The organism is Streptomyces sp. NPDC015032, from assembly GCF_043080425.1.
In the GTDB taxonomy this organism is placed as follows: domain Bacteria; phylum Actinomycetota; class Actinomycetes; order Streptomycetales; family Streptomycetaceae; genus Streptomyces.
Window position 1 is genome coordinate 115,454 of record NZ_JBIBVN010000013.1, and the last position, 25,394, is coordinate 140,847.

A 25,394-nucleotide genomic window follows, 5' to 3' on the forward strand; every position below is an offset into this window, starting at 1 on the left:
CCACGCCCTCGCCACGCCCGCGATGCGGACGGGGAGGGCCGTCGGCTGCGACCCCGGGAAACGGACTCTTGAACGCCACGAGGGCAGACATCTAACATGTCAGTTCATGGAGACCTTGCGCCCCGTCCGACGGACCCTGCTGCGGGACACCGCCTACGTGGCGATCCGTGACGCCATCGTCCGCGGCGACATCCCGCCCGGTGCCCCGGTCCGCGACGCCGACCTCGCCGAACGTCTCGGCCTGTCCCGGGCCCCGGTCCGCGACGCGCTGTCCCGGCTCTCCGGCGAGGGCCTCGTCGAGTCCAAGCCGCAGAGCTACACACGGGTGACCCGCCTGGTGCCGCGTGACGTACGGGACGCGGCGGCGGTCGTACAGGCCATGCAGGAACTGGCCGCCAGGACCGCCGTACCCCTCCTCACGGATCCGGACATCACCGCGATGCGGGAGGCGAACGACCGCTTCCGGGACGCGACCCGCCGCGGTGACGTGGCGGACGCGCTGCATGCCGACGACCGGCTCCACGACGTCCTCGTCAACGCCTGCGGGAACCGTGCCGTGGCCGCCACCATCGAGCGCTACACCCCCTTGATCCGGCGCCTGGAGTGGCGGCGGTTCGGCACGGCGAGTGCGGCGCACGGCTCGGCGGAGCTGCACGACCGGCTGATCGAGGCGTGCGCGGGGCGCGATGCCGACGCGGCGGCCCGGGTCACCGCCGAGATCTGGCGGGCGCTCGAAGAACTCGCCGACGATCCGGCCGCCGAGCCCTCCGGCGATTCGCGCACCGGTCCGGCCGCCGATACGTCCGACGAGCGGTTCCAGGCCGCCGGCCCGAGCACGGCTGGAGGTACTCCCGGACGTACCGGCCGGGGTCGTGGCTCCGCCAGTCCGAGCGGCGGCCGGACACCCGCGGACGTCCAGGCCGGACCGAGCACCGACTGAGAGGCCCGCGGACGCCCCGACGGCCATCGCCCCCATCACCGCCACCACCACCCACGTCACCACACCACCCCCGGCCCAAGGGAGCTTCCGTGACACCCCAGACCCCGCCTTCTCGTTCCTCCGCCTCCGCCTCTTCCCTGTCCCCGTCCCCGTCCTCCTTCCCCTCCCTCTCCTCCTACGACCGCTACCCCCTCCTGTTCGGCCCTTCTCCCGTCCACCGTCTGGACCGGCTCACCGACCACCTCGGCGGCGCCGCCGTCTGGGCCAAGCGGGAGGACTGCAACTCCGGCATCGCCTACGGCGGCAACAAGACCCGCAAGCTCGAATACCTCGTAGCCGACGCCCTGGCGAAGGGCTGCGACACGCTCGTATCGATCGGCGGCGTCCAGTCCAACCACACCCGCCAGGTCGCGGCGGTCGCCGCCCGTGCCGGCCTCAAGTGCGTACTCATCCAGGAGAGCTGGGTCGAGTGGCCCGACGCCGTCTACGACAAGGTCGGCAACATCCTGATCAGCCGCCTGGCCGGTGCCGATGTCCGCCTGGTGCGCGCCGGGTTCGGTATCGGTGTCAAGGAGAGCTGGGAGCAGGCGCTGCGCGAGGTCGAGGAGGGGGGCGGCAAGCCGTACGCCATCCCCGCCGGTGCGTCCGACCATCCGCTCGGCGGGCTCGGTTTCGCCCATTGGGCGTACGAGGTCGCCGAGCAGGAGCGCGCGCTCGGTGTGTTCTTCGACACCGTGATCGTCTGCTCGGTGACCGGTTCCACCCAGGCCGGGATGGTCGCGGGCTTCGCCGCGCTCGAAGAGGCGGGCGGCCGCTCGCGCCGTGTGCTGGGCATCGACGCCTCGGCCGAACCCGCCCGTACGCGTGCGCAGGTCGCCCGGATCGCGGCCGGTACCGCACGGCTCATCGGGGTGCGCCGTGAGCTCACCGCGGACGACGTCGAACTGGACGAGCGCTACCACGCGGGTACGTACGGCATCCCCGACGACGCCACCCTCGACGCGATGCGGCTCGCCGCCCGCACCGAGGGCATGATCACCGACCCCGTGTACGAGGGAAAGTCGATGGCGGGGACGGTCGACCTCGTCGCGCGCGGCGAGATCGACCGCGAATCCACCGTTCTTTACGCCCACCTCGGCGGCCAGCCTGCGCTCAATGGTTACAGCAGCTTGTTCGCGGATGCCTGAGTGCAAGGATTTCGTTAAGGATTTTGTGGCTTTTTCGGCCGAGCGCAGGACATTGCAGGGCCGCGAGGGTGGTGGGTCTGCGCCTTCCATACGAAACGCTTACGATCCTCTGCGTGTCCAAACTGACCGACCTGCCCAAACGGATTCTGATCGGACGGGCGCTGCGCAGCGACAAGCTGGGAGAAACGCTCCTCCCCAAGCGCATCGCACTTCCGGTCTTCGCATCCGACCCGCTTTCATCGGTGGCGTACGCACCAGGAGAAGTTCTCCTGGTGCTTTCCGTCGCGGGCGTGTCGGCTTACAACTTCAGCCCCTGGATCGCACTCGCCGTCGTGGTGCTGATGTTCACGGTCGTTGCCTCCTACCGGCAGAACGTGCACGCCTACCCGAGCGGTGGTGGTGACTACGAGGTCGCCACCACCAACCTGGGACCCAAGGCCGGGCTCACCGTGGCCAGTGCGTTGCTCGTCGACTACGTGCTGACCGTCGCCGTGTCGATCGCCTCCGGGGTGGAGAACCTCGGGTCCGCGATCCCGTTCGTCGTCGAACACAAGACGGCGTGCGCGATCGCGGCCATCGTGCTGCTGACGCTGATGAACCTGCGTGGTGTCAAGGAGTCCGGCAAGCTCTTCGCCATCCCCACGTACCTCTTCGTGGCCGGCGTCTTCATCATGATCACCTGGGGTGCGTTCCGGGGCCTGGTCCTCGGCGACACCATGCACGCCCCGACCTCGGGCTACGAGATCAGGGCCGAGCACGAGGGGCTGGCCGGCTTCGCACTGGTCTTCCTGCTGCTGCGGGCGTTCTCCTCCGGATGCGCCGCTCTCACCGGCGTCGAGGCGATCAGCAACGGCGTGCCCGCCTTCCGCAAGCCGAAGAGCAAGAACGCGGCGACCACCCTCGCGATGATGGGCCTGCTGGCCGTCACCATGTTCTGCGGCATCATCGGCCTGGCCATGGCCACCGATGTGAAGATGGCGGAGAACCCGGCCAGGGACCTGATCAACAACGGTGTCCCGGTCGGCTCCGGATACGTCCAGGATCCGGTGATCTCACAGGTCGCGGCCGCCGTCTTCGGCGAAGGCACGTTCTTCTTCGTCGTTCTCGCGGCGGCCACCGCACTCGTTCTCTTCCTGGCCGCCAACACCGCGTACAACGGCTTCCCGCTGCTCGGCTCGATCCTCGCCCAGGACCGCTACCTGCCGCGCCAGCTCCACACCCGCGGTGACCGGCTGGCCTTCTCCAACGGCATCGTGCTGCTGGCGGGCGCGGCGATCCTGCTGACCTGGGTCTACGGAGCGGACTCGACCCGGCTCATCCAGCTCTACATCGTCGGCGTCTTCGTCTCCTTCACCCTCAGCCAGATCGGCATGGTCCGGCACTGGAACCGTCACCTGGCGACGGAGAAGGACCCGGCCAAACGCCGCCACATGGTGCGCTCCCGCGCGATCAACACCTTCGGCGCCTTCTTCACCGGCCTGGTGCTCGTCGTGGTGCTCGCCACCAAGTTCACCCACGGCGCCTGGGTCGCGCTGCTCGGCATGGTGATCTTCTACGGGACGATGACCGCGATCCGCAGGCACTACGACCGCGTCGCCGAGGAGATCGCGGCGGAGGAGACCCCGCCCGACGAGACGATGCGGCCCTCCAGGGTCCACTCGATCGTCCTGGTCTCCAAGCTCCACCGGCCCACGCTGCGCGCCCTCGCCTACGCCAAGCTGATCCGCTCCGACCGCCTGGAGGCGCTCTCCATCAGCGTCGACGCGGCCGAGACCAAGGCGCTCAAGGCGGACTGGGAGCGGCGCGGCATCGACATCCCGCTGAAGATCCTCGACTCCCCGTACCGAGAGGTGACCCGCCCGGTCATCGACTACGTGAAGGGCTTGCGCCGGGACAGCCCGCGCGACGTCGTGAGCGTGTACATCCCGGAGTACGTGGTCGGCCACTGGTACGAACACCTCCTCCACAACCAGAGCGCCCTGCGTCTGAAGGGGCGGCTGCTGTTCACTCCGGGCGTGATGGTGACCTCCGTGCCGTACCAGCTGGAGTCCTCCGAGGCGGCCAAGAAGCGCGCCAGGAAGCGCGCCGAGTGGAACGCACCGGGCTCGGTGCGCCGCGGACCCGTGGAGCGCAGGCCCAAGGAACCAGCCAACCGGGGCTGACCTGCCGACAAGGGCGAGCGCACCCGCCCGCCCGAGCACGTGGTAAGCGGCCGGATGACACCCACGTAAACTCGTAGGTTGTTGTCCGGCCGTTTTCCCCTGATCTCTGGAGCCACCCCCTCATGCAGAACGAACCCACGTCGTCGCTGGTCGGGGAGGAGTACGAGGTCGAGGTCGGGCCCGTCGCACACGGCGGCCACTGCATCGCCCGCACCCCGGAGGGCAGGGTCCTCTTCGTACGGCACACACTGCCCGGCGAGAAGGTCGTCGCCAAGGTCACCGAGGGCGAGAGCGACTCCCGCTTCCTGCGCGCCGACGCGGTACGGATCGTCGAGGCGTCCAAGGACCGCGTCGAGGCTCCCTGCCCGTACGCGGGCCCCGGCAAGTGCGGCGGCTGCGACTGGCAGCACGCCAAGCCCGGCGCCCAGCGCAGGCTCAAGGGCGAGGTGATCGCCGAACAGCTCCAGCGCCTCGCGGGCCTCACCCCCGAGGAGGCGGGCTGGGACGGCACCGTCATGCCGGCCGAGGGCGACAAGCTCCCGGCGGGCGAGGTCCCGGCCTGGCGCACCCGGGTCCAGTACGCCATCGACGAGGAGGGCCGGGTCGGCCTGCGCAAGCACCGCTCGCACGACGTGGAGCCCATCGAGCGCTGCCTGATCGCGGCCCCCGGTGTCACCGAGCTGGGCGTCGAGAAGCGGGAATGGCCCGGCATGGCGTCGGTGGAAGCCATCGCCGCCACCGGCTCCCACGACCGCCAGGTCATCCTCACCCCGAGGCCGGGCGGCCGACTGCCCCTCGTCGAGCTCGACAAGCCCGTCTCGGTGATGCGCGTCGACGAGCGCGACGGCGGCGTCCACCGGGTGCACGGCCGCGCCTTCGTCCGCGAGCGCGCCGACGACCGCACCTACCGGGTCGGCTCGGGCGGCTTCTGGCAGGTCCACCCGCAGGCCGCCAACACCCTCGTCCGCGCCGTCATGCAGGGCCTGCTGCCCCGCAAGGGCGACACCGCGCTCGATCTCTACTGCGGCGTCGGCCTGTTCGCGGGCGCCCTCGGCCAGCGCATCGGTGAGAAGGGCGCGGTCCTCGGCATCGAGTCCGGCAAGCGGGCCGTCGAGGATGCCCGGCACAACCTGAAGGACCTGGAGCGAGTCCGCATCGAGCACGGCAAGGTCGACCAGATCCTGCCGCGCACCGGCATCACCGAGACCGACCTGATCGTCCTCGACCCCCCGCGCGCAGGCGCCGGCAAGCAGACGGTCAAGCGCCTGACGGGCCTGGGCGCCCGCCGCATCGCCTACGTGGCGTGCGACCCGGCGGCCCTGGCGCGTGACCTGGCGTACTTCCGGGAGGGCGGGTACAGGGTGCGGACGCTGCGGGCGTTCGATCTGTTTCCGATGACGCACCATGTGGAGTGCGTTGCCATCCTCGAACCGGCCGCGAAGGGGTCCTGACCTGCGGTTTTTGTGCGTGCGCATTATGTGCGGTGTGGGCGTTACGGGCGATATCTTGACGCTCATTTGACGCTCGTTCTGATGGAGTGTCAGGCAATCTGTTGGGCAGGTCGGGCCCCGTCAGGGGGCGTAGACCGATGGGGCGCCGAGGGTAGGCGACGCTGAGCGTAGACCTACTGAGCCCTGCTGGTCAGATGCCCCGGAAGAGACCAGACAGCGCCATGAGCTGGCCTCGCTGCCGGCGAAGGTCCTGGAACCTGGACGGCAGGGGACTGGTGCTCGGCCAAGGGCGCCGCCGAGGCGGGCCGCCCCGTGCCGCGCGCGGTAACCGTCGTGCACGCCGCCGTCAACCGCCCGCACCGCAACCCGTACCGGCTTGCCTACGCGGCGGCCCGCGCCCATCTCGCCGGACCCCACTACTCAGACATGCTCCGCCGTGCTGGGCTGAGCGTGCACCACAGTCGCCCGAACCTCGGCGCTCGCGCCCTCGTCGACGCCGGCGTCTTCCTACACGGCACAGCCCAGGAGATCGCAGCCGGACTGGCCGAATACGGCCGTGCGGGCGTGGACGAAGTTGTCGTCAACGTCGCGGGCGTGTATTCCGACCATGGCCGAGAGGACGCCGTACGAGACCTCCGGGACATTCTGACGGCGTGCTGCGAGGCGGAGAGCTGATACACGATCGGGTGCGGCGACACGGGCGGACCGCAGGGGCCGAGCTCCGCCGCACGCAGGGAGGAGAGGCACCCCGGTGCCCGACGACATCGCCCGCTGGCTGACCGAGCACGCCCGCCCGCTGGACACGCTGACCCCAGGTGCGCCCACCGACGACCTGAAGCCGCTGGGGGTGAAGCTGCGCGGTGCCCGGATCGTCGGTCTCGGCGAATCCACCCATGGCACCGCTGAGTTCTTCCGGCTGAAGCACCGGATCACGGAGTTCCTGGTACGCGAGGAGGGGTTCACCACCTTTGCCATGGAGGCCAGCGAGTCCGCCGCCCGCGCCGTGGACGGATACGTCCGGCACGGCGTCGGCGACCCCGCGCGCCTCGTCGTCCGGCTCGGCTTCTGGACCTGGCGCACCCAGGAGATGGTCGACCTCGTCGAGTGGCTCCGCGCACACAACCGGGAACTCCCCGAGGAGCGCCGGGTCCGCTTCGTCGGCATCGACCCGCAGCGCGGCGCCGACTCGGTCGAGGCCGTCACGGCCTTCCTGCGCGGACACGCGCCCGAACGGGAGGAGGACGCCCGTGCCCTGGAGGTCCTGGTCCACGCCCGCCCCGGCTCGCGCCCCGACCCCGAACAGGGGCTCCGGCACCGCGCCGAGGAGGTCGCCCGCCACCTCGCCGACCACGACGACGCCGACGACGACGTCGTGGAGCACGCTCGGATCCTCGTCCGCGCCGCCGACCTCGTGACCCGCTCGCTCGACCAGTCCGCGAGTGAGGAGAGCGCCTTCGCCGTCCGCGACCGCGCCATGGCCGACGCCGTCGCCCGCCTCGTGGACGACGATCCGACGGCCCGGGTCATGGTCTGGGCGCACAACGGCCACCTCGCGAAGGGCACGTACGGGGACCGGGTCACCGCGCTCGGCAGCAGGCTCCGTGAGCGGTACGGCGATCGCTACTACGCCCTGGCCCTGCTCTTCGGCGAGGGCTCCTTCCTCGCCCGCAGGGGCGACGACCTCCAGGCTCCTCCCGTACGGCACCGCATCGGCACCGGAACCCGGTCCATCGAGGCACGGTTCGCCGACGCCCTGAAGGGCGACTATTACATCGACCTGCGCTGCACCGCCCCCTGGCTGCACGCGCCGCAGGCACAGCGCAGCTTCGGCGCCAACGTGCCGCGGTTCTCCTACCGGTTCCACACTGCGCCGCTCGTACCGGCGAAGGACTACGACGGCATCGTTTTCGTTGCCCGCTCGACCTGCTCCCACCCGCTGCCGCAGGCTGAGGAATGAGGGTGGACCCTGCTCATGGCCACATCTCCAGCAGGGCGTTCAGTGTCAGCTTCCACATCGGGTCGGCCCCCGTCCCGAAGGCGGCGGCGAGCGTGTACCCGGCGGTGGCGTCGTTGGGCTCCACGCGCTCTTCGCTCTTCGCCCCCTCCCACTCGGCGCTGACCGTCCCGTCCCCGGTCGACGTGAAGATGCCGAGGAGACAGCCGTCGTGCAGCAGACGGCTGGTGCCCAGGGAGTCCGGCACCAGCTCAGCGGAGCATTGCTCAGGGGTGTTTACAGGCCCATCCCGGCGTGCGTGGAGCCAGGCCGGGTCCGGGTCATGACTGGCTGGCCATTTTTGTTCGTTGCTTCTGGGAAGCATGCCGGGACAGCATTCGGCGCGTGTTCGATGACGGGGATGACGTAACAGAGCAGCCTGTCCGGCGTTCGAAGATCGCCGACTTGGCCGACTGGCCTGCTCCCGAGGTGCGGCCGATACCGCGTGAGGCCCTGGATCCGGCTTCTGCGACCGGGGCGGCCAGTACCTGGATATACGACGCAGCGGGCCGCCGCAGCTCCCTGACGACCTCGGGCCGCATGCTCACCTTCGAGCGTGACATGGCCGGCCAGGAGATCGCACGCCACATCGGCGACACCGTCACCCTGGCTTCCCAGTACGACGTGGTGGGTCGCCTCACCAGCCAACAAGTCACTGGTGCGGGCCGCAGCATTCAGCGCCGGGACTACACCTACCGCGCCGACGGCAACTTGGTGGCACTCACCGACCAGCTCGTCGGCACCCGTACCTTCGACCTCGACGCGGCCGGCCACGTCACCGGTGTCCACGCGGCCGATTGGACCGAGCGCTACGCCTACGACGAGGCAGGCAACCAGAGCGAGGCATCCTGGCCGGCTTCGCACCCCGGCCAGCTTCGCACCCCGGCCAGGAGGCGCTCGGCAGACGCGAGTACACCGGCACGACCATCAAACGCGCGGGCAACTCCGCTACGAACACGACGCCCTCGGCCGCATCACCATTCGCCGGAGGACGCGCCTCTCTCGTAAACCGGACACCTGGCGCTACGAATGGGACGCCGAGGATCGTATGCGCTCGGTCACCACGCCGGACGGGGTGGTGTGGCGCTATCACTACGACGCCCTCGGTCGTCGCGTGGCCAAGTTCTGTTTCGCCGCTGACGGTGAAACAGTCGTTGAACAGGTGCACTTTACATGGGACGGTACGACGCTGTGCGAACAGACGACCGGGTCACACGCGCTACCTAACCCTGTGACTCTTACCTGGGACCATGATGGCCTGCGACCCATATGTCAGACGGAACGCATTACTGCAGACCAGACCTCGCGGAGCGAGATCGACTCCCGCTTCTTCGCCATCATTACCGACCTCGTCGGTGCGCCCAGCCAACTCGTCGACGAAAGAGGCGATGTTACGTGGCACACCCGTAGCACTCTGTGGGGCGCTACGGCCTGGACAGCGACAAGCTCGGCGTACACGCCGTTGCGCTTCCCCGGTCAGTACTTCGACTCGGAAACAGGAATCCACTACAACTACTTCCGCCACTATGGCCCCGAATCCGCCTGTTACCTCACCGCTGACCCCCTAGGACTGGCGCCGTCACCGAACCCCGCGACTTACGTAAGCAACCCCCATGGGTGGAGTGATCCGCTGGGTCTTGCACCACGATGCCTGAACGAAACCGGTAAGGAAGGCAAGCAGACAAATGAGAACTTCATCGCTGGTTCAGCTGAAGCGGAACGGCTTGCTGATCGGTTGCGCGGCGAATCAGCGGGGTCCATGTTCAATGAGGACGGATGGCTCACCCCGCAGGCAAGAGCAGAATCTCGGCACGTCATCCCAGGCGAGCGCATCGGGAATCCTGCCGTGCGTGAGCTCATGACCGCTGACGGCAGCGACCTCAGTGATTGGGGCAAGTACACCACCAAGACCCACCAGTCGCCTTATGGGGACTTCCAGGTCCATTATTACTACAACCCCGAGACCGGCAGACTTCTCAACTATGACTACAAGGTCATCATGAATAGAAGGTGATGCACTTGCGTGCTCGATTTACATTTCCGCAGACCTCGGACTCTCGGATTCTCCAAGGCATTGACTCACTCAAGGAGGGGCTGGAATACGTGGTCCTCGAAGTTTTCGCACAATACGGAAAAGGTGCACTGTTCCGGGTTGAGGTAGCCGGGGGAGACAGTGCACTTTTCGACAGTAGGGCCTTCGTAGTGACATCGCATGCCCTGCCGCCGACCTGGAAATATTTTCAGTACGAGACAGGATCTTTTGCTTTGTGTCCGGAATCATGGAATCAACTGGGCTTCTGGGATTCGTACTATGATCGCGAGCCGCACGCGGTTGAGGTTTACGAGACGGAGAAGCGAAAAATTTTGTCCGCTTCGTGATGTTCTCCCGGTCGTGGGCGCGGTTCGCGTCGATATGTGGGCCCGGACTCTCGGCCTGCGCCGACAGCGGCCGAGGGCCTCGTTCCCACAGCCACTGGATCTGCTGTGGCAGCGAGGATCCGAGTATCTCCGCGTAAGCCGGCGGCTGGACGAAGTCGGCTGGGCCGGCGGCTCCGGGCGCAGCTTGCTCTCCGCCTCTGTTCCACAGCCATCGCAGCCTGGTAGGCAGAGGAGAGGCCAGCATCTCCTGGCGCTCGTCCGCGACCTGAAAGATCGTCAGATCATCCGGGCATCCCGTAGGTGCTGCCGTGCAGCAGCCGCACCTCACGCGAACGTGTGAAACCACCACGCCCCGTAAAAGCCGCCCGCCCCCGTAGCAACGGGCGAAGAACCGTTCCGCAGGTCAACTCCAGCCTTGAACGGCCGCACAATCCCATCCTCAGCGCATGCCATCGTGTGCGCCGGGCGCCACCGCGCCCACCCCACCAACCGAAAGCGAGGCATCGTGACGAAGTCCATCGCCTGCTGGACCGCGGCAGCGGCATGCGCCCTGCTCGCCCTCACCGGAACCGCCGAAGCCTCAGACGCCGCCATGGCCAAGCCCAAGGCGTGGTACTCCACCGCCGTCTGTGGTGTCGAAAAGATCGGAAGCGGCGACCACGGAAAGGAGCAGCTCAAGGGCACCGGAAAGGGAAAGAGCAAGTCGGAGGCCGAGAAGACCGCCCAGCGAGATGTACAAGCCCAGATCAGCAAGAAGTACGGAAAGGGGTACCGGGCGCACCACTGCACCTTCCGCAGCTCCAGGCGGTAGGCCCCCGCGTCCGTGGAAACACGTGAACAACAGAGAACGTAAGAAGCTGCCGAAGCGGCTTGCCGCGGCTGCCGGTGGCGGACACGTCGGACTTCTCCAGCGACTCCTCGCCCAAGGGGCCGATCCCGACACCCGCGACCCCGACGGAGCCACACCGCTCTACCTCGCCGCCGTCCAAGGCGAAAACCGCTGTGCCGAGCTGCTCCTGGCGGCCGGGGCCTTGCCCAACGCCGAATCCCGAGGATGGCGCAGCGGACTACCACTCGCCGCAGCCGCTGCCAAAGCGAACCTGCCCCTCGTCGAGCTGCTGCTACGCCATGGAGCCGACCCGCACCTTCGGGAGTCGGGGGGCGGCTCGGCGCTCGACTGGGCACAGGGCTGGAGCGACGACACCGAGCAGCGGCAAGCCGTCCTGGACCGGCTGCGCAACCTCACCGTTTGAGCCGTCCCCACCGGACGGCCGGCACCTCCGGTTTGCCGAGTGCTGCTGGGGGTGCCCCTATTTGTTTCGTCGATCCTGTCACCGCCGCCCATGCCACCGACTGGACCGAGCGCTATACGTACGACGCGGCAGGCAACCAGGCCGAAGCCTCCTGGCTCATGCTTCCGTGGGGTACACGCTCGCCGCGGCCTTCGGTGCCGGTGCCGGTGCTGGTGCCGAGCCGATGTGAAGCTCACAGGTCAAGTCGGACGAAATGACTGGTTTCCGGGTCGTCGGCAGGAGCACTGAGCCGTCGGGCGGTCCAGTCGGACTTCACATCGGTGAGAGGTAGAAGTTCACTCGACACCGCTGACCTCGGCCAGCCTGCGACCTCATGCGCCTTGGCCCGGCCTCCGTTGGTGCTCTGGCTACCCAGGGCCACGGAGACCCCTCAGCGCGGTCCGACTCCCTTGCGCCTTCGCTGCCTTGGCAGGCTGCCCGGCCCGTCCTGTTCAGCCCATGGGAACTCGCCCGCCAGCATCCTGGACCAGAGTCCCAGCTCCAGGCCGCCGGTTCTCTCTGCGCCAACCCGCTTTCTGCGCCTGGCTGTTCCGCGCCGAGGGTGGCCCGCCCCGTGCATGAAGGGTGCCCGGCCGGCCCCGCTCAGAGTTCTGGGCTGTCGTCGGCGGGAGTCCGGGGGCGGGGGGTAGGGACCTCGCGCTGCGTGCTCATGCCGTCCGTGTTCACGCTCACACGGATTGCTCCGGGGGCGGTGGGGGACTGCTGGATGGTAAGGCCGTACTGGCTGACGCCTGCCGTCCGGCAGGGCGTATCGAGGAGGTCGGCCACGACGCGCTGGGTGTCGGCAATCTGCTCAGCGGGGCAGTGCCGCAGCCGGAGCTCGGCGGCGACGACGCGCTGGGTGCAGCGGACCGTATCGAGGCCCGCCGGCATGCAGACGTACATGTATGCCTCCACTCCTGCGGAGACGGCCGGAGGAAGATTTTCGGCCGCTTGGCCTAATCCACTTGGCCCGGTAACCGTTGCGCATGTTGCCGCCCGAGCGTGATCCGCGCCCGCCGACCCGGCCGGCCCGCCGGACGACCCGCCGCCGGGGCGGGAGGCAGTCGAACGCTCCGAGCGGGTCGAGGCGGCGGACGAGGCACAAGGCCGCCGGCAGCAGCGGATACTGCAAGCCCGTCACCCACGAGGTGACACTGCTGTCGATCTCTTCCTGCGTCCAGCCGGTGATGCCGGGCAACAGGCCGTCCAGCGGCCCGCCGACCGGTTTCGGCACACCACTGGCCCGGAACCGGCCCCCCTCCCGGCCCTGACGCGCCGGCCTGGGGCTGCTCCTGGGTGTGCGGCGCTGAGCCTTGCGGATCAGGACGCTACTCACGCTTGTCGCGGCATGCAATATCACATTGAAGCCTTTCTGAACCAGCGTCAGCCATCCTGTGCAAGTTGACGATCGAGCCCGGGTCGTACGAGGCGTTCCACGGTGGGGTCCTCCCGCCTCGGCCACTCGGTGCCGCCCGATCGTTTCACGAAGCTGACCTGTGGAGACTCGACATCATCCGGGCCGACGCGATCGAGATCGGGATGGGGGGCCAGGTCTGCACGGAAATGAAAGCGCAACAGCCGAGCCCGTCACAGCTATTGACAGCGCTTCGCCGCGAAGTACTCAATATGCAACACAGGTCAACTTCTTCCAACATGGCGCGCGGCGGATGGAGCCGCCGGGAGCGCTCCGCCCGGCACATTCCACACCCCACGGCTGGGCGGTTGAGGTCGGCCGTCCCCGGAACGAGGAGCGCCCCCACTCGAAAGGATCGATCACACATGCGTCGATTAGCCTGTGCACTATCCGCCGTACTGGCAACGGTCGCCGCCGCGGCAGCCCTGCCTGCCTCCCCCGCGGCGGCGGGGTCGGTGGCAGGGCCCTACGTGCTCGAAGTCGAGAACATGTCGCTGACCAACTTCGCGACGGAGACCGTGGACCACACCTGGAACGGCAGCTCGGTCGACAAGGTCACCTACGCCCGAGGCGCGTCGGGACAGACGAGCACCGCCAGGACAGCCTTCAACGGCGCCGACGGGACGTACGACCTCATCACGCGCTACAACGGCAAGACCGCGAACGGAGTGACGTACAAGCTCTCCGTTAACTCCACCCAGGTGGATTCCTGGCCGTCGTCCCTGCGCTACGGCCGTGACTACGCCGACCCGGTGAACATCGACACCCGGACGTCGAGCAAGGTCACGCTCAAGCCCGGTGACGTCATCGAGCTGACGGCCACCTCTGCCGACGACGTGCCGCGCGTCGACAGGATCACGATCCAGGCCCACGTCGGTCCACCGACCAGCACACTGACCATCAACTCGCCGAACACGACGCTGAACGACGGCTTCGACTGGGGCAAGAACCGGGCCCTTGGCATGACCTTCCACCCGGGCAACCCGATGATGGGGCACGAACCGGAGTGGTGGCGCCTCAAGAACTCCACCCACACCTCGGTGACCCCCGGCTACTGGGGTGCGTACACCAACCGGGAGTCCTTCTACAACCGGGACATCTCCCACCAGTCCGACGGCGCGCACGCGCTCGGCCTGGATGCCGAGACCTTCAACATGCTGAGGACCTTCGCCGACGACGCCGACGATCCGGACCAGAACGGCTGGCCGCTGTGGGCACACAGTTCGTACGGCGCCATGTACTACATCGACGGCACCGGGTTCCGGGAGTTGCCGTCACCGTTCAACCTGATGGCCAAGGCGTACAAGCAGTATCAGTGGACGGGCAATTCGGACTGGATCAACGATCCGACCCTCTCCGCATACTACGACTCGACGATGGGTCAGTTCCTGACCGACCACGAGGTGGTGTGGAACGACGCGAACCCGTCCAGTGAGCAGCCGGTCTCGAAGAAGCAGCCCGGGGAGTACACGGCAACGTACTTCGAGTTCCCGAACGAGAACCTGGTCTCGGCGGCCGACTCGCTCGGCTACCAGTACCAGTCGATGCTGGCCTACTCGGAGATCCTGAAGGCGAAGGGCGACACCGCCAACAGCTCGAAGTGGGCCGACCGGGCCCAACGGGTGCGCGACGACTTCGAGTCGAAATGGTGGGACGCGTCGAACAACCGGTACTTCCGCGGCAAGGACGCGGCCGGCACGGGCTACAGCAGCTGGGGCCACGAGGCCAGCTTCCTGATGATGCTGACCGGGCTGGGCGACCACGGCGCCAGGACCAACAGCTACCTGGACTTCATCGCCGCCAACGACGACGACCTGAACGTCGAGGCGACCTCCTACCTGCCGGAGATGTACTACCAGTACAACCGGTCCGCGGAGGGCTGGGCCTGGCTCAAGAAGCTCATGACCGGCCGCGACAGCTACCCGGAGATCTCGTTCCTCGCGGTCAGCAGCGTCATCGACGGCATGATGGGTGTTCAGCCGGACGCCCCGCACGACACGGTGGCCACCGTCCCCCGGCTGACCTCCGAGACGCCGTGGGTGGAGATCGACCACCTCAAGGTCGGTGACAACGACCTCAAGCTCAAGCACACCGGTACGACGGCCTCCACGCTGACCAACAACTCCGGCGGCACCGTTACCTGGGAGGCCCAGTTCTACGGAACCCCCTCCACGATCACCGTGAACGGTGTCGCGCAGACGCCGCAGACCAAGTCGCTCTACGGCAAGACGGTCTCCTACGTGACCGTCCCGGTGGCCGCCGGCGCGTCCGTGACCGCGAGCGCCGGCACCACGGTCGGCGACACCACGGCCCCCAGCGTGCCGACCGGCCTGACGGCCGGCAACGTGACCTCGAACAGCGTGGACCTGAAGTGGACGGCCTCGACCGACGACGTCGGTGTGACCGGCTACCAGATCTACCGGGGCACCACGCTGGTCGGCTCGTCCGCGGGCACGAGCTTCACCGCCACGGGGCTGTCGGCCTCGACGCCGTACTCGTTCACCGTCAAGGCGGTGGACGCCGCCCAGAACGCCTCCGACGCCAGCATCGCCGTCTCCGTCACCACCACCGCGAGCGGGAACGGACAGACGGTCGATCTGAGTGATCTCACCTGGAGCGACGCCCGGAGCGACTTCGGCACCCTGCGCAAGGACCGGAGCGTCGACGGGAACCCGATCAGGCTGAACGGCACGGCGTACGCCAAGGGCGTCGGCACGCACGCCAACAGCACCGTCACGTACACCCTGAATGGCGCCTACTCGCGGTTCCATTCGGACGTGGGCGTCGATGACGAGGTCAGCGCGAACTCGACCGTCAGGTTCGAAGTCTGGGGCGATGGCACCAAGTTGTACGAGACTCCGGAGGTGATGACGTCGGCGAGCCCGACCCGGTCCGTCGACGTCAGCGTCAAGGGCGTGAAGTCCCTGGTCCTGAAGGTGACCGACGGGGGCGACGGCATCAACAGCGACCACGCCGACTGGGCGGGCGCCAAGCTGCTGCCGTAACGCCCGACCCCTGTCGCAGGCGACACCGCAGGGACGGCGGCGGGGCCGGCCGGGAATCCGGTCGGCCCCACCCGAGGAGCGGCCGCGGAGCTTGGGTCATTCTCCGGCCGGGGAGAAGACGGCCGGCATCATCACATGCACCCGACTCCGGCGGGCCCGTCGTGACAGGAACCGTCAGCTGCTACTGAATTTGAATGCGTGATGTCGGCGTGTTCATGGGCAGGCGTTCATGGCCAGGCCGGTGCCCGCGAGGCAGCCGTCGGCCAGGTGTGGGCGGTACTGGATCTTCTTGAGGCTGCGCTTGGCGGCGGTGGCCGGCTGGCCGAGGTTTGCGGCGGCGAGGTTGCCGATGGTGCGATCGCCGTCCTGGCGCACCCTCGGCACCTGACCGGGTCCATCAAGATCACCGACAGAGTCGTGGTCGGGTGTGTGGGCCAAGCGAAGCTTCATGGGCCGCAAGCTGTTCGGCCGTTCCCATGAATGCTGGGCTGGCGTTGGCTGGCAACTTCGCGATGACCATGGCGATGGCGTCTTCTGCGGTTGCGGCCGGACCGACTGATTCGGTGCGTAGAGGGCCGGAAACCCAGTAGCCACCACCCTTGGCGGGCTGGATGTATGGGATGTCCCATGTCCAGCGGGGTTCGGTGCAGCGGCTGAAGTGCAGTTCTCCCATGCCCGTCCAGGGGAAGAGCTGCCGTAGGCGAGGCTCCCGGCAGGTGGCGACGATGAGTTCGTCGCGGACTCGCCCGTCTCGGCGAACGGCCTGCCAGCCTGCTTCCGTGATCTCGTGGCCTGTGGGTGGCTGGACATTCGTGCCTTGGTCATCAAGGGGCATGGGTGTCTTCCTCCTGGCGAGAGTGATTCGTCCGGCGGCTGACTTCGGCTGCGTAGGCGGCCCAGTCTCCAGCGGCGGCCCGCTGCCATTTAACGGCGACGGTGATGTCGATGCCGAGGGTGCGGGCGAGGACCGCGGCGGGCAGTTCGGTGGCGAGCTGGAACAGGACGGTCGAGCGGGCTTCCGCGAGCCGGATGCCGAGTTTGCGGAGCCTCTCGTCCATGGCCCAGGCGCTGATCGGTCGGCCGGGCTGTCCACCGGGAAAGAGCCAGGGTGACTCTGTCCGGCCGAGGACGGCATGGCTGCGGCGGGCCGCGACCTGCTGCCGGGCCAGGTCACGAACCGGGCGTCACGCAACTACGCCGAAGCCCTGACCCCTGACCCCTGACCAGCAAGTTACGGGACAACCCTTAGGTCAGCAGCAAGGCGCGTGAAGAAACGTTTGCCAATATTGAAGCAACCAATAGGCGATGCCGACTTTCTGACGTCTCGCGTCCTGCGATCGATGGGAGACCCGAGATGAAACCGCATATGGCGAAGGGCAGCCGGCCTCGGCCTCGGTCGGCGGTCCCGGGCCGTCTGTCCGGCTGGGCCCCGGCCACAGCACTCCTCCTGGCCGTGACGACGTCCTGCACCGGCTCCGCACCGGGAAACGGTGCCGTCGCGGTCGGAAAGCCCGGTACGGCCGGAGTGGGGGATCGGCTGTTCCCGGCGCTCGGCAATGGCGGCTATGACGTGGTGCACTACGGGCTGACGCTGGATTACGCGCCCGAGACCAACCACCTGAAGGGCACGGCGGTCATCACAGCGCGGGCCACCCAGGACCTGAGCCGCTTCAACCTCGACCTGTCAGGGCTGCGGGTACGCACCGCCACGGTGCAAAGCGCCAAGGCCCAAGTCGCCCGCTCGGGCGACGAGTTGGTCGTGACACCGGCGAATACGGTGAGGAACCGCGAAGTCTTCGAGACCGTCGTCACCTACGACGGCACACCGCGCACGCTCAAGGGCGACGACGGAGGCACGGAAGGCTGGATGGAGACCGACGACGGCTCGACGGCCCTGGGGCAGCCGTCCGGCTCCATGACCTGGTTCCCGGGCAACCATCACCCGTCGGACAAGGCCACATACGACACCACGGTCACCGTGCCCAAGGACGAGGACGGCCACCCCTACGACGTGATCAGCAACGGCAAGCTGATCACGGAGGAGGACAAGGGTAAAACGGTGACCCGGCACTGGCGCACCGAGGAGCCCATGGCCGGCTACCTCGCCCACGTCTCCGTCGGCTACTTCGAGATCCACAAGGGCCGGACGGACGATGACGTGCCCGTCTACGTTGCCATCGACCCCGACGAGGCCGAAGACGCCGCCGATGTTGCAGACCTGGTGCCCGAGATCGTCGACTGGGCCGGCAAACGCTTCGGTCCCTACCCCTTCTCCTCGACCGGTGCCATCGTCGATCACCTGCCCGGGCTCGACTACGCCCTGGAGACCCAGACCAGGCCCTACTTCGGCGAGGCGCCCGAAGAGGCGCTGCTCGTGCACGAACTGGCACACCAGTGGTTCGGCAACTCCGTCACCCCGCGCCAGTGGAAGGACATATGGCTCAGCGAGGGTCTGGCCACCTACGCGGAGTGGCTCTGGGAGGAGGAGCGGGGCAACAGGAGCACCACGGAGGTCTTCGAGGACTTCTACGACGGCACGGACGCCGAGAGCGAGGGCATCTGGGCGTTCCCGCCGGCGGACCCGCCCAGCGGAGGGCATGTCTCCGACCCGCCCGTCTACGGACGCGGTGCCATGGTCGTGCACAAGGTGCGCAAGGCCGTCGGCGACGAGACCTTCTTCGACATTCTTCGTACCTGGACCCGGCAGCACCGGCACGGCAATGCTGACACCCGGCAGTTCATCGCCCTGTGCGAGAGCAAGTCCGGGAAGGACTTGACCGCGCTCTTCGACACCTGGCTCTTCGACAAGAAGAAGCCCTCCCGGATGTGAGGAGGGCGATCCGACGAGAGAAGAGCTCTCCTCGGGGGAAAGCCCTTCTCCAGGCGGTAGGAGACCCTGCGCAGGCGAGTACACCGACGTGATCTCGCGGTTCAGGCCGGTTTCGTCGGCATCCGGGTACAGGGACACCTCACCGTCGGACCACCGCACCAGGAAGCCGTCCGGGTGGCCGTTCTCCGTGTAGTCGCCGACGCCCAGGACGGTGGCGTGCGTCCAGAGCCGGCTGGGCTTCTTGACCTGGATCCCGCCCGGGAAACCGTTCGCCAACAGGAGGCATACGAGGCTCGGCTGCTCGGCTGCTCGGGGCACAGGAGCCCGCCCCGAGCAGCCGCCGGAGCGGCTGGCCTGCGGTGGTCAGCAGGCCAGGGCAGGCTGGGCGTTGTCGTCGAGCATGGCGGTCAGCATGGTGCGGGCGCGCGAGACCCTGGATCTGACCGTGCCCACGGGGCATGAGCTGGTGCGGGCCGCGTCGTCGTACGGCAGGTCCAGCACTTGTGTCAGGAGGAACGCTTCGCGACGTTCGTCCGGCAGCGATTCGACCAGGGCCATCAGGGCAATTCCCTCATCGAAGCCGGGCAGGCCGCGCGGCTGGCTGCGCTCTGCGGCGCTCTGCCAGTCGGCGGTATCGGCCAGCCGGGGCCGGGACGTAGCGCGTCGGATGCTGTCGACCACGGCTCGGCGAGCGATGGTCAGCAGCCAGGCACGTGCCGAACCGCGGCCTTCGAAAAGATGGACCGTGCTCATGGCGCGCAGGAAGGTCTCCTGCACCAGGTCATCGGCTCCTTGGGGGTCGTCGGCGAGGTAGGTCACGTATCGCCGTACATCGCTGTGGAGTGCGAGGAAGACGCGCTCGAATGCGTCGCCGTCGCCGGATGCGGCGTCGACGGCCCACGCGGTGACATCGTCATCCGTCACCGCACGTCGCAGGACAGGGGTCATCAGAACTGCGGGTCCTTCCGGGAAACCCGGACAGGGCGTAGTGAGCAGGTACGCCTCGGATCCGGGAAGAGGGAGAGCCGCCCGCACCACAGGGACACGGGCGTACGCCGGCGGCAGGGGCGCGGCCGACGTGATCCGGCTGTCAGTGGACAGCGATTCCCTGCGGTGGACCCCGGGTCGCGAGCGTGTGGACGAGCAGACGCAGCCGCGGGCGTCTTCCCGAGCGATCGACGGGAGGCGTGGGCGGAGCGGCGGGGAGGGGACGCAACGCACTGAGCAGTGACAGAGGAATGTGGACGCGGTCCGCCACGGCCCTCAAGATCTGGAATGCTGCTCGCTCGCCGCGCGCGAGCCACAGCCCGCACAGAACCGCCGCTGTCGCGTGAGCCGCGAGCATGCCCCAGGAAGCAGTGCCGGTCATCGCTCCCATGTCGTGCAGGGGCTGCGCCGCCTGAGTGCTGTGGGACGCGTGTCCGAGCGCGGCGATGGCGGAGGAGCCGCCTTCGAGCCGGGGCAGCTGGATGCTGTCGGTGAGACCGGCCTGCGCGGCGACGTCGTAGGCCCGCGCCGCTGCCTCGGAGTCCCGGTGCGGGCCACAGAGCAGGGCATCCGCCCATCTCAGCGCCAGGGCGGGACTGCCAGCCGGGTTCGGTTCGGCCTGCTGCGCCGTCTGGACCAGCGTGAAGGCACCGTGAAGTCCCGCCTGCGCCGCGACGGTGAGAGCAACGACGGTGACCTGGCCCCGCTCTCTGCCGGCGACGAGCCACCCCAGTCCGCCGACGCCACCCACACACAGGCTCAAGGCCCACCAGGGGAGTGGCTCACCCGACATGAGGACGTGACCGCAGGCAGCCAGCGCCACGCACACGGTCGCGAACAACGCGGACCGTGCGGCGCGAAATTGCCACCCCACCGACATGGCACCCGATACTGGCATTCTTCGCGAGACACCTCCGTGCCGGGGTCCCTGCATCGACACCGGGGGGACCTCCTGCGCCCCTGCCGGAGGGGAGCCCGCCGAACGAGGAGAACCCAACGGCAGCGAATCCCGTACCTGTGACCCCGACTTCCGCAACCACCTTGCGAATGAGCAGTCGTACGGCGGCGTCTTCTGGTTCCCGCCGTGTTGTGAGTTTCGGGAGCACGCGGTGCACGTCGACGGGCGATGCCTTGTGGCCGAGGGCCGAGGAGTCGGGCGGCGGCCGGCTCTGCGGCGGTGCAGCCGGCCTCCGCGACGGCGGCGCGGATCCCGGCGTGGCGTACGGGGCCTGTGACGCTGCTCACTCCGCGGCCGTGGAACTCCGGGCCCTGCGCCTTCGACTTCTGGACTGCGACGAGCTGTTCCCTCACGGCTCGCGTCGAGAAAGTGGAGGAACGCTCTGTGCACCAGTCGGCAGGCCCCGTGCCCCGGGCAACGATCGCCCGGTTCGTCCCACCGCCCGCACTGTGCGGATTCCTGTTGCTCCTCGGGGTGCTTTTCGTGGGCGCCTACGCCGTGGGGGCCGCGGTGGGGCCGGTCTCGCCTGGAATGCACGGCCCCGGGATCACCGGCGACTCGCCGAACGGCGAGGGCGACGAGGACATGCCCATGCACCACGGAGGCGGGCACCGGTGACAGCTGATGCGGTGCCTACGGCGATCGTGACGGACATCGCCGTCGGAGGCATGACCTGTGCGGCGTGCGTCAGACGGGTCGAGCGCAAGCTCGGAAAGCTGGACGGCGTCACGGCGGAGGTGAACCTGGCCACGGGACGGGCCCGGGTCAGCCACCCTGCTCGGGTGACCGCCGATGAACTGACCTCGGCCGTGGCAGCCGCGGGGTACACGGCACAACTGGTGACGCCGCCGGCGGAGGAACAGCCGGCGCGAACCGAAGACTCCGCGGAGGCTGCCGCCGGCCAGGAGCGTGAGCGGCTGGTCATCACCGCGGCGCTGTCCCTGCCCGTGCTCGTCCTGTCGATGGCCCCCGCGTTGCAGTTCGACAACTGGCAGTGGCTGTGCTTCGTCCTCGCCGCACCGGTCGCCGCTTGGGGGGCCTGGCCATTCCATCAGCGAGCGCTGAGCGGCCTGCGTCACACCAACGCGACCATGGACACGCTCGTCTCCCTCGGTGTGGTGGCGTCCTTCTGCTGGTCGGCGTACGCGCTGTTCCTGGGCGGAGCCGGTGAGCCGGGTATGCGCATGCCCTTCAGCCTGGTGCCCTCCTCCTCCGACGGGATGGCGCACGTCTATCTCGAAGCAACGGTGGGCGTACCGCTGTTCGTTCTGGCAGGCCGATTCCTGGAGGGCCGGGCACGCCGCGGGACCGGTGCGGCGCTGCGCTCGCTGGCGCAGCTCGCCGCGAAGGAGGTGACGGTCCGCCGCCACGGCTCGGATGAACTGCTGCCGATCGAACGCCTCCGGGTCGGCGAGGTGTTCGTGGTCCGTCCCGGCGAACGCGTCGCCACCGACGGCGAAGTGACCGAGGGCAGCTCTGCCGTCGACCTGTCCCTCGTCACCGGCGAGTCCGAGCCCGTCGAGGTCGGCCCGGGAGCGACCGTGACCGGGGGATCCGTCAACGTGGGCGGTCTGCTCCTGGTCCGCGCCACAGCGGTTGGCGCCGACACGCAGCTCGCCCGCATCACGAAACTCGTGACGGACGCCCAGGCGGGCAAGGCGCGTGCGCAGCGGCTGGCCGACACGGTCGCGGGCGTCTTCGTCCCGGTCGTCCTGGCGCTGGCCGCCACGACGCTCGGCTTCTGGCTCGGCGCCGACGCCGACCCGCAGGCCGCGATCACCGCAGCTGTGGCGGTCCTCGTCGTCGCCTGCCCGTGTGCCCTGGGGCTCGCGACGCCGACCGCGCTGATGGCGGCCACCGGGCGCGGCGCCCGGCTGGGTGTGCTGGTGAGCGGTCCGCAGGCGTTGGAGGGACTCCAGCATGTCGACACCGTGGTGCTCGACAAGACCGGGACCCTCACCTCGGGGCATATGAGCGTGGGGCGGGTCACGGCCGTGTCCGGCGGACACGGCGTGAACGAAGTCTTCCGGCTCGCGGGAGCCGTCGAACAGGGCTCGGAACATCCGCTGGGGCGCGCGATCGCGGCCCACGCGCGCCGAGTGACCGGGGACGGTTCCCTGCCCGCCGTGTCCGAGTTCCGGGCCGCCGCAGGGCACGGTGTGAGCGGACGTGTGGACGGGCACCGGGTGGAGGTGCTGGCGCCCGACAGCGCGGATCTGCCCGCGGCCCTGCGGACCGCCCGGGAGCGGGCGGACGAATCGGCCCGCACCACGGTCCTGGTCCGCGTGGACGGCTCGGCGGTGGCGCTCATCGAGGTGGCCGATCTCGTCCGCCCCGGCAGCTACCGCGCCGTCGACCGCCTGCGCAGGCTCGGTGTACGGCCGGTGCTGGCCACGGGTGACCGGGCCGCAGTCGCGCGAGCGGTGGCCGAGGACCTCGGCATCGCGGAGGTCCATGCCCGCTGTACTCCTCAGGACAAGGCCGAACTGGTACGCAGGCTCCGGGCCGAAGGCAGGCGTGTCGCCGTCGTCGGGGATGGTGTCAACGACGCGGCCGCACTCGCGGGCGCGGACCTGGGCATCGCGATGGGCACCGGGACCGACGCGGCGATCGGCGCCGCCGACGTCACCCTCGTGCGCAGCGACATCGAGGCCCTCGCGGACGCGGTCCGGCTGGCCCGCCACACCCTGGGCACCATCCGCGTCAACCTCGTGTGGGCCTTCGGCTACAACGCCGTGACCATGCCACTGGCCATGGTCGGCCTGCTCAACCCCATGGTCGCCGCCGTCGCCATGTCCCTCAGCTCGGTCCTCGTCGTGGCCAACAGTCTGCGGCTGCGCACCTGGCAGCCGTCGCCGGCGCGGCAGCCCCGTTCCCGGCCCGCCGCGCGGGGCGTCCTGTGACGCGTCCGCCCGGCCCGGCGGCCGCGGCCGCTGCCACCGCGAACCTCATACCGTCCAACCCTCCTCAGTGGAGCGTGCGCTCATGAAGAACCTCTACCGGCGTCCCGGTCTCCGCCGTACGCGGGAGGCGCTCGGTACCGGTGCGGTCGCCGCAGTCGCCTCCGTCCTCGCCCTCGGCGGCCTTTCCGGCTGGACAGCCACCGGATACGCGGGCAGCCCCGCAAGGATCGAGGTGCAGGAGTCCCGCGTGCTGCTTCCGGTGATCCCTGGAAGCAGCACCAACGCCTACTTCCGGATCGTCAATACCGGCGGGGCGCCGGACCGGCTCCGTTCGGTCAGCTCCCCCTCCGTCGCGGCGGGCATCGAACTGACCGAGCACCGCATGAACGCGACGTCCGGGGCCTACCGCGAACGAACGGAGACCATCAGCGTTCCGGCGTACGGGGAGGTCGGCATGTCCCCCTTCGGGACGGCTGTGACCCTTCCCGCCGAAGAGACATGGCGGCCCGGGGACCGCATCACGTTCACCCTCGAATTCGAACGGACCGGCCGAGTCACCGTCGACGCCGTCGTCAGGCCGGTCACTCTGGGGACCACCTCCTGAAACGTCGCCGGGATCGCCCCGGCTGCCGTCGGCGTCCTTGGAGCCGGCGGCTCCCGGGGGGCGGCGGCGGGCCGCTCGGAGGGCCGCTGATACCGCCTGCCGGGGCCGCGTACAAGAGATTCGCGGCGTCTCTCCTGGGGCGATGGGGTGTGCTCGGCTGTGGCGCCCGCCCACGGCCACTCGCACGCCCGGTCGGACTTTTTCGGCCGCGGCGGGAACTCGGGCGGAGAGCCGTTCGACCCTTGATACGAAGCGGCCACTGACCTGTACGGGCCGCAGCCTCAGGGGGACGCGTGGACGAGACGTCGAAGTCCGGTCTCCGTGTCAGCAGGGCTGGGAGGAAGTCGTGATGCAGTCGACCGGTGAGCGGTTCGCCGCGATACGGGACGAGTTCGGCCCCGACTCGCTTGCGCGGGTGGAGGAGATGATGGCGCCGGGAGGGCTGCCGAGGCATCCACTGCAGGCGGGCGCGAAGTGGATTCTGCCGGGGATATCGCAGAAGCCCTGGCACGATCCGAGGAACGATCCGTCCGTCGCGTCGCTCGTCGACGCCTTGGAGGGTGCCCACAGCGCGATCAGGGCGGAGCACGAGAGGGCCTGGCAGACGAAGCGTGAGGTCTTCTCCGACTACGAGCACTACGCGATACGGCAGGACGACTGGCAGTCTCTCCACCTGTATCGGGACGGGGAACTCATCGCGGATTCCGCCACGGTCGCTCCCACCGCGTTCGACATCATCAAGAATGTCGCCGTCGGTGATGAACTCATCTGTCCTCTTCTGGAAAGCCACTTCTCGACGCTGCTGCCGGGTTCGCGCATCGCTCCACACTGCGATCTGTGGAACTTCAGCATCAATCTCCATTTCGCTGTCGACATCCCGAACGACTGCGACATCACCGTTGCCGGTGAGACGCGTGCCTGGGAGGAAGGCCGCTGTCTGCTTTTCGACTACTCCTTCGAACATCACGCGGAGAACCGGGGGGCTCGCCCGCGAACCTGTCTTCTGGTCGATCTCTGGCATCCGGAGACGACCGTCCCCGAGCGGCAGGCGCTGACCGTCCTGGTGACGGAGGTACGGAAGCTGCTGGAAGAAAGGTGATCCCCGGGGTCGCACCGCACCCGGACGGACCGGTGCCAGGCGCACACCACCGCCACTGAAGGCCCCTCCGGCTGCCGCACGCACCTCTGCGGCCCGGCTCCGCACTCGTCGGGTTTTCCCGCAGACCCCACCGTTCGCCGGGCCGTCACCGGAACACCGGCCGGCTTTCCCATGACCGCTTCGTTCT

At 68.7% G+C, this 25,394-nt stretch carries 22 protein-coding genes and 1 pseudogene; 16 read left to right on the forward strand and 7 right to left on the reverse strand.

The window, feature by feature from the left end:
• Positions 1-106 precede the first annotated feature (106 nt).
• The 6 genes from ACF08M_RS20255 to ACF08M_RS20280 all read left to right on the forward strand — a co-directional run bounded on the left by ACF08M_RS20255 (position 107) and on the right by ACF08M_RS20280 (position 7,697).
• Entirely contained in the window at positions 107-940 is an 834-nt protein-coding gene (locus tag ACF08M_RS20255) for a GntR family transcriptional regulator (protein WP_392186630.1), read from the forward strand.
• A gap of 137 nt (positions 941-1,077) precedes the next feature.
• Positions 1,078-2,127, forward strand: coding sequence for a 1-aminocyclopropane-1-carboxylate deaminase (locus tag ACF08M_RS20260; protein ID WP_392186702.1), 1,050 nt, complete (start codon positions 1,078-1,080; stop codon positions 2,125-2,127).
• A gap of 113 nt (positions 2,128-2,240) precedes the next feature.
• Positions 2,241-4,289 carry an APC family permease gene (locus ACF08M_RS20265; RefSeq protein WP_392186631.1) on the forward strand — a complete coding sequence of 683 codons (2,049 nt, stop codon included), beginning with the start codon at positions 2,241-2,243 and terminating at the stop codon, positions 4,287-4,289.
• A gap of 122 nt (positions 4,290-4,411) precedes the next feature.
• Positions 4,412-5,740: a class I SAM-dependent RNA methyltransferase gene (locus tag ACF08M_RS20270; protein WP_392186632.1), complete on the forward strand. Its 1,329-nt coding sequence runs from the start codon at positions 4,412-4,414 to the stop codon at positions 5,738-5,740.
• Positions 5,741-6,052: 312 nt separating this feature from the next.
• Positions 6,053-6,415, forward strand: a complete 363-nt coding sequence (locus tag ACF08M_RS20275) for a hypothetical protein (RefSeq protein WP_392186633.1) — start codon at positions 6,053-6,055, stop codon at positions 6,413-6,415.
• 76 nt (positions 6,416-6,491) lie between these two features.
• A complete protein-coding gene (locus tag ACF08M_RS20280; RefSeq protein WP_392186634.1) occupies positions 6,492-7,697 on the forward strand; it encodes an erythromycin esterase family protein in 1,206 nt (401 codons plus the stop codon).
• Positions 7,698-7,710: 13 nt separating this feature from the next.
• Here ACF08M_RS20280 and ACF08M_RS20285 read toward each other — a convergent pair whose 3' ends face one another.
• Positions 7,711-7,941, reverse strand: coding sequence for a hypothetical protein (locus ACF08M_RS20285; RefSeq protein WP_392186635.1), 231 nt, complete (start codon positions 7,939-7,941; stop codon positions 7,711-7,713).
• Positions 7,942-8,204: 263 nt separating this feature from the next.
• On the opposite strand from ACF08M_RS20285, the pseudogene ACF08M_RS20290 reads away from it, so the two are divergent.
• From ACF08M_RS20290 to ACF08M_RS20305, 4 genes and pseudogenes are all read left to right on the forward strand, one after another.
• Positions 8,205-9,396: pseudogene (locus ACF08M_RS20290) on the forward strand (RHS repeat-associated core domain-containing protein); the annotation flags it as partial.
• Between the two features lie 440 nt (positions 9,397-9,836).
• Complete coding sequence (locus ACF08M_RS20295) at positions 9,837-10,112, forward strand: hypothetical protein (RefSeq protein WP_392186636.1); 276 nt, start codon at positions 9,837-9,839, stop codon at positions 10,110-10,112.
• A gap of 505 nt (positions 10,113-10,617) precedes the next feature.
• The gene (locus tag ACF08M_RS20300) at positions 10,618-10,923 is read left to right on the forward strand and encodes a hypothetical protein (RefSeq protein ID WP_392186637.1); all 306 of its coding nucleotides are present in this window, start codon (positions 10,618-10,620) and stop codon (positions 10,921-10,923) included.
• A gap of 22 nt (positions 10,924-10,945) precedes the next feature.
• Positions 10,946-11,365, forward strand: a complete 420-nt coding sequence (locus ACF08M_RS20305) for an ankyrin repeat domain-containing protein (protein WP_392186638.1) — start codon at positions 10,946-10,948, stop codon at positions 11,363-11,365.
• 642 nt (positions 11,366-12,007) lie between these two features.
• On the opposite strand, the gene ACF08M_RS20310 is transcribed toward ACF08M_RS20305, so the two are convergent.
• Positions 12,008-12,310 (reverse strand): hypothetical protein, encoded by a 303-nt coding sequence (locus ACF08M_RS20310; RefSeq protein WP_392186639.1) that lies wholly within the window; start codon positions 12,308-12,310, stop codon positions 12,008-12,010.
• 966 nt (positions 12,311-13,276) lie between these two features.
• Between ACF08M_RS20310 and ACF08M_RS20315 the strand changes: the two genes are divergently transcribed.
• Positions 13,277-15,826: an NPCBM/NEW2 domain-containing protein gene (locus ACF08M_RS20315; RefSeq protein ID WP_392186640.1), complete on the forward strand. Its 2,550-nt coding sequence runs from the start codon at positions 13,277-13,279 to the stop codon at positions 15,824-15,826.
• A 213-nt stretch (positions 15,827-16,039) separates the two neighbouring features.
• Here the strand turns inward: ACF08M_RS20315 and ACF08M_RS20320 are convergent, their stop codons facing one another.
• The 3 genes from ACF08M_RS20320 to ACF08M_RS20330 are packed head-to-tail and all read right to left on the reverse strand — an operon-like array spanning position 16,040 to position 16,884.
• On the reverse strand, positions 16,040-16,276 hold the full coding sequence (locus ACF08M_RS20320) for a hypothetical protein (protein ID WP_392186706.1): 237 nt from the start codon (positions 16,274-16,276) through the stop codon (positions 16,040-16,042).
• Positions 16,230-16,661 carry a DUF6193 family natural product biosynthesis protein gene (locus tag ACF08M_RS20325; protein WP_392186641.1) on the reverse strand — a complete coding sequence of 144 codons (432 nt, stop codon included), beginning with the start codon at positions 16,659-16,661 and terminating at the stop codon, positions 16,230-16,232. Before ACF08M_RS20325 ends, ACF08M_RS20320 begins: the two co-directional genes overlap by 47 nt.
• Entirely contained in the window at positions 16,651-16,884 is a 234-nt protein-coding gene (locus tag ACF08M_RS20330) for a hypothetical protein (RefSeq protein WP_392186642.1), read from the reverse strand. Before ACF08M_RS20330 ends, ACF08M_RS20325 begins: the two co-directional genes overlap by 11 nt.
• 296 nt (positions 16,885-17,180) lie before the next feature.
• Here ACF08M_RS20330 and ACF08M_RS20335 point away from each other — a divergent pair, with 296 nt between their 5' ends.
• Positions 17,181-18,656 carry a M1 family metallopeptidase gene (locus tag ACF08M_RS20335; RefSeq protein ID WP_392186643.1) on the forward strand — a complete coding sequence of 492 codons (1,476 nt, stop codon included), beginning with the start codon at positions 17,181-17,183 and terminating at the stop codon, positions 18,654-18,656.
• A gap of 363 nt (positions 18,657-19,019) precedes the next feature.
• Here the strand turns inward: ACF08M_RS20335 and ACF08M_RS20340 are convergent, their stop codons facing one another.
• Together ACF08M_RS20340 and ACF08M_RS20345 are read right to left on the reverse strand one after the other, a co-directional pair.
• Complete coding sequence (locus ACF08M_RS20340) at positions 19,020-19,604, reverse strand: sigma-70 family RNA polymerase sigma factor (protein WP_392186644.1); 585 nt, start codon at positions 19,602-19,604, stop codon at positions 19,020-19,022.
• Between the two features lie 142 nt (positions 19,605-19,746).
• On the reverse strand, positions 19,747-20,406 hold the full coding sequence (locus ACF08M_RS20345; protein ID WP_392186645.1) for a hypothetical protein: 660 nt from the start codon (positions 20,404-20,406) through the stop codon (positions 19,747-19,749).
• Between the two features lie 579 nt (positions 20,407-20,985).
• Here ACF08M_RS20345 and ACF08M_RS20350 point away from each other — a divergent pair.
• The 4 genes from ACF08M_RS20350 (at position 20,986) to ACF08M_RS20365 (ending at position 25,207) form a co-directional block, all read left to right on the forward strand.
• Positions 20,986-21,219, forward strand: a complete 234-nt coding sequence (locus ACF08M_RS20350; RefSeq protein WP_392186646.1) for a hypothetical protein — start codon at positions 20,986-20,988, stop codon at positions 21,217-21,219.
• Complete coding sequence (locus ACF08M_RS20355) at positions 21,216-23,504, forward strand: heavy metal translocating P-type ATPase (RefSeq protein WP_392186647.1); 2,289 nt, start codon at positions 21,216-21,218, stop codon at positions 23,502-23,504. The genes ACF08M_RS20350 and ACF08M_RS20355 overlap by 4 nt, the downstream gene beginning before the upstream one ends.
• Before the next feature lie 82 nt (positions 23,505-23,586).
• Complete coding sequence (locus ACF08M_RS20360) at positions 23,587-24,108, forward strand: copper chaperone PCu(A)C (protein ID WP_392186648.1); 522 nt, start codon at positions 23,587-23,589, stop codon at positions 24,106-24,108.
• 349 nt (positions 24,109-24,457) lie between these two features.
• Positions 24,458-25,207 carry an aspartyl/asparaginyl beta-hydroxylase domain-containing protein gene (locus ACF08M_RS20365; RefSeq protein ID WP_392186649.1) on the forward strand — a complete coding sequence of 250 codons (750 nt, stop codon included), beginning with the start codon at positions 24,458-24,460 and terminating at the stop codon, positions 25,205-25,207.
• The last annotated feature ends 187 nt before the right edge of the window (positions 25,208-25,394 follow it).

Excerpts from the sequence above, each read along its gene's own strand:
- ACF08M_RS20255 (WP_392186630.1), top strand. The coding sequence starts at position 107 with ATGGAGACCTTGCGCCCCGTCCGACGGACCCTGCTGCGGGACACCGCC.
- ACF08M_RS20270 (WP_392186632.1), top strand. The coding sequence starts at position 4,412 with ATGCAGAACGAACCCACGTCGTCGCTGGTCGGGGAGGAGTACGAGGTC.
- ACF08M_RS20310 (WP_392186639.1), bottom strand. The coding sequence starts at position 12,310 with ATGTACGTCTGCATGCCGGCGGGCCTCGATACGGTCCGCTGCACCCAG.
- ACF08M_RS20320 (WP_392186706.1), bottom strand. The coding sequence starts at position 16,276 with ATGAAGCTTCGCTTGGCCCACACACCCGACCACGACTCTGTCGGTGAT.
- ACF08M_RS20325 (WP_392186641.1), bottom strand. The coding sequence starts at position 16,661 with ATGCCCCTTGATGACCAAGGCACGAATGTCCAGCCACCCACAGGCCAC.
- ACF08M_RS20330 (WP_392186642.1), bottom strand. The coding sequence starts at position 16,884 with ATGGACGAGAGGCTCCGCAAACTCGGCATCCGGCTCGCGGAAGCCCGC.
- ACF08M_RS20335 (WP_392186643.1), top strand. The coding sequence starts at position 17,181 with ATGAAACCGCATATGGCGAAGGGCAGCCGGCCTCGGCCTCGGTCGGCG.
- ACF08M_RS20340 (WP_392186644.1), bottom strand. The coding sequence starts at position 19,604 with ATGACCCCTGTCCTGCGACGTGCGGTGACGGATGACGATGTCACCGCG.
- ACF08M_RS20360 (WP_392186648.1), top strand. The coding sequence starts at position 23,587 with ATGAAGAACCTCTACCGGCGTCCCGGTCTCCGCCGTACGCGGGAGGCG.
- ACF08M_RS20365 (WP_392186649.1), top strand. The coding sequence starts at position 24,458 with ATGCAGTCGACCGGTGAGCGGTTCGCCGCGATACGGGACGAGTTCGGC.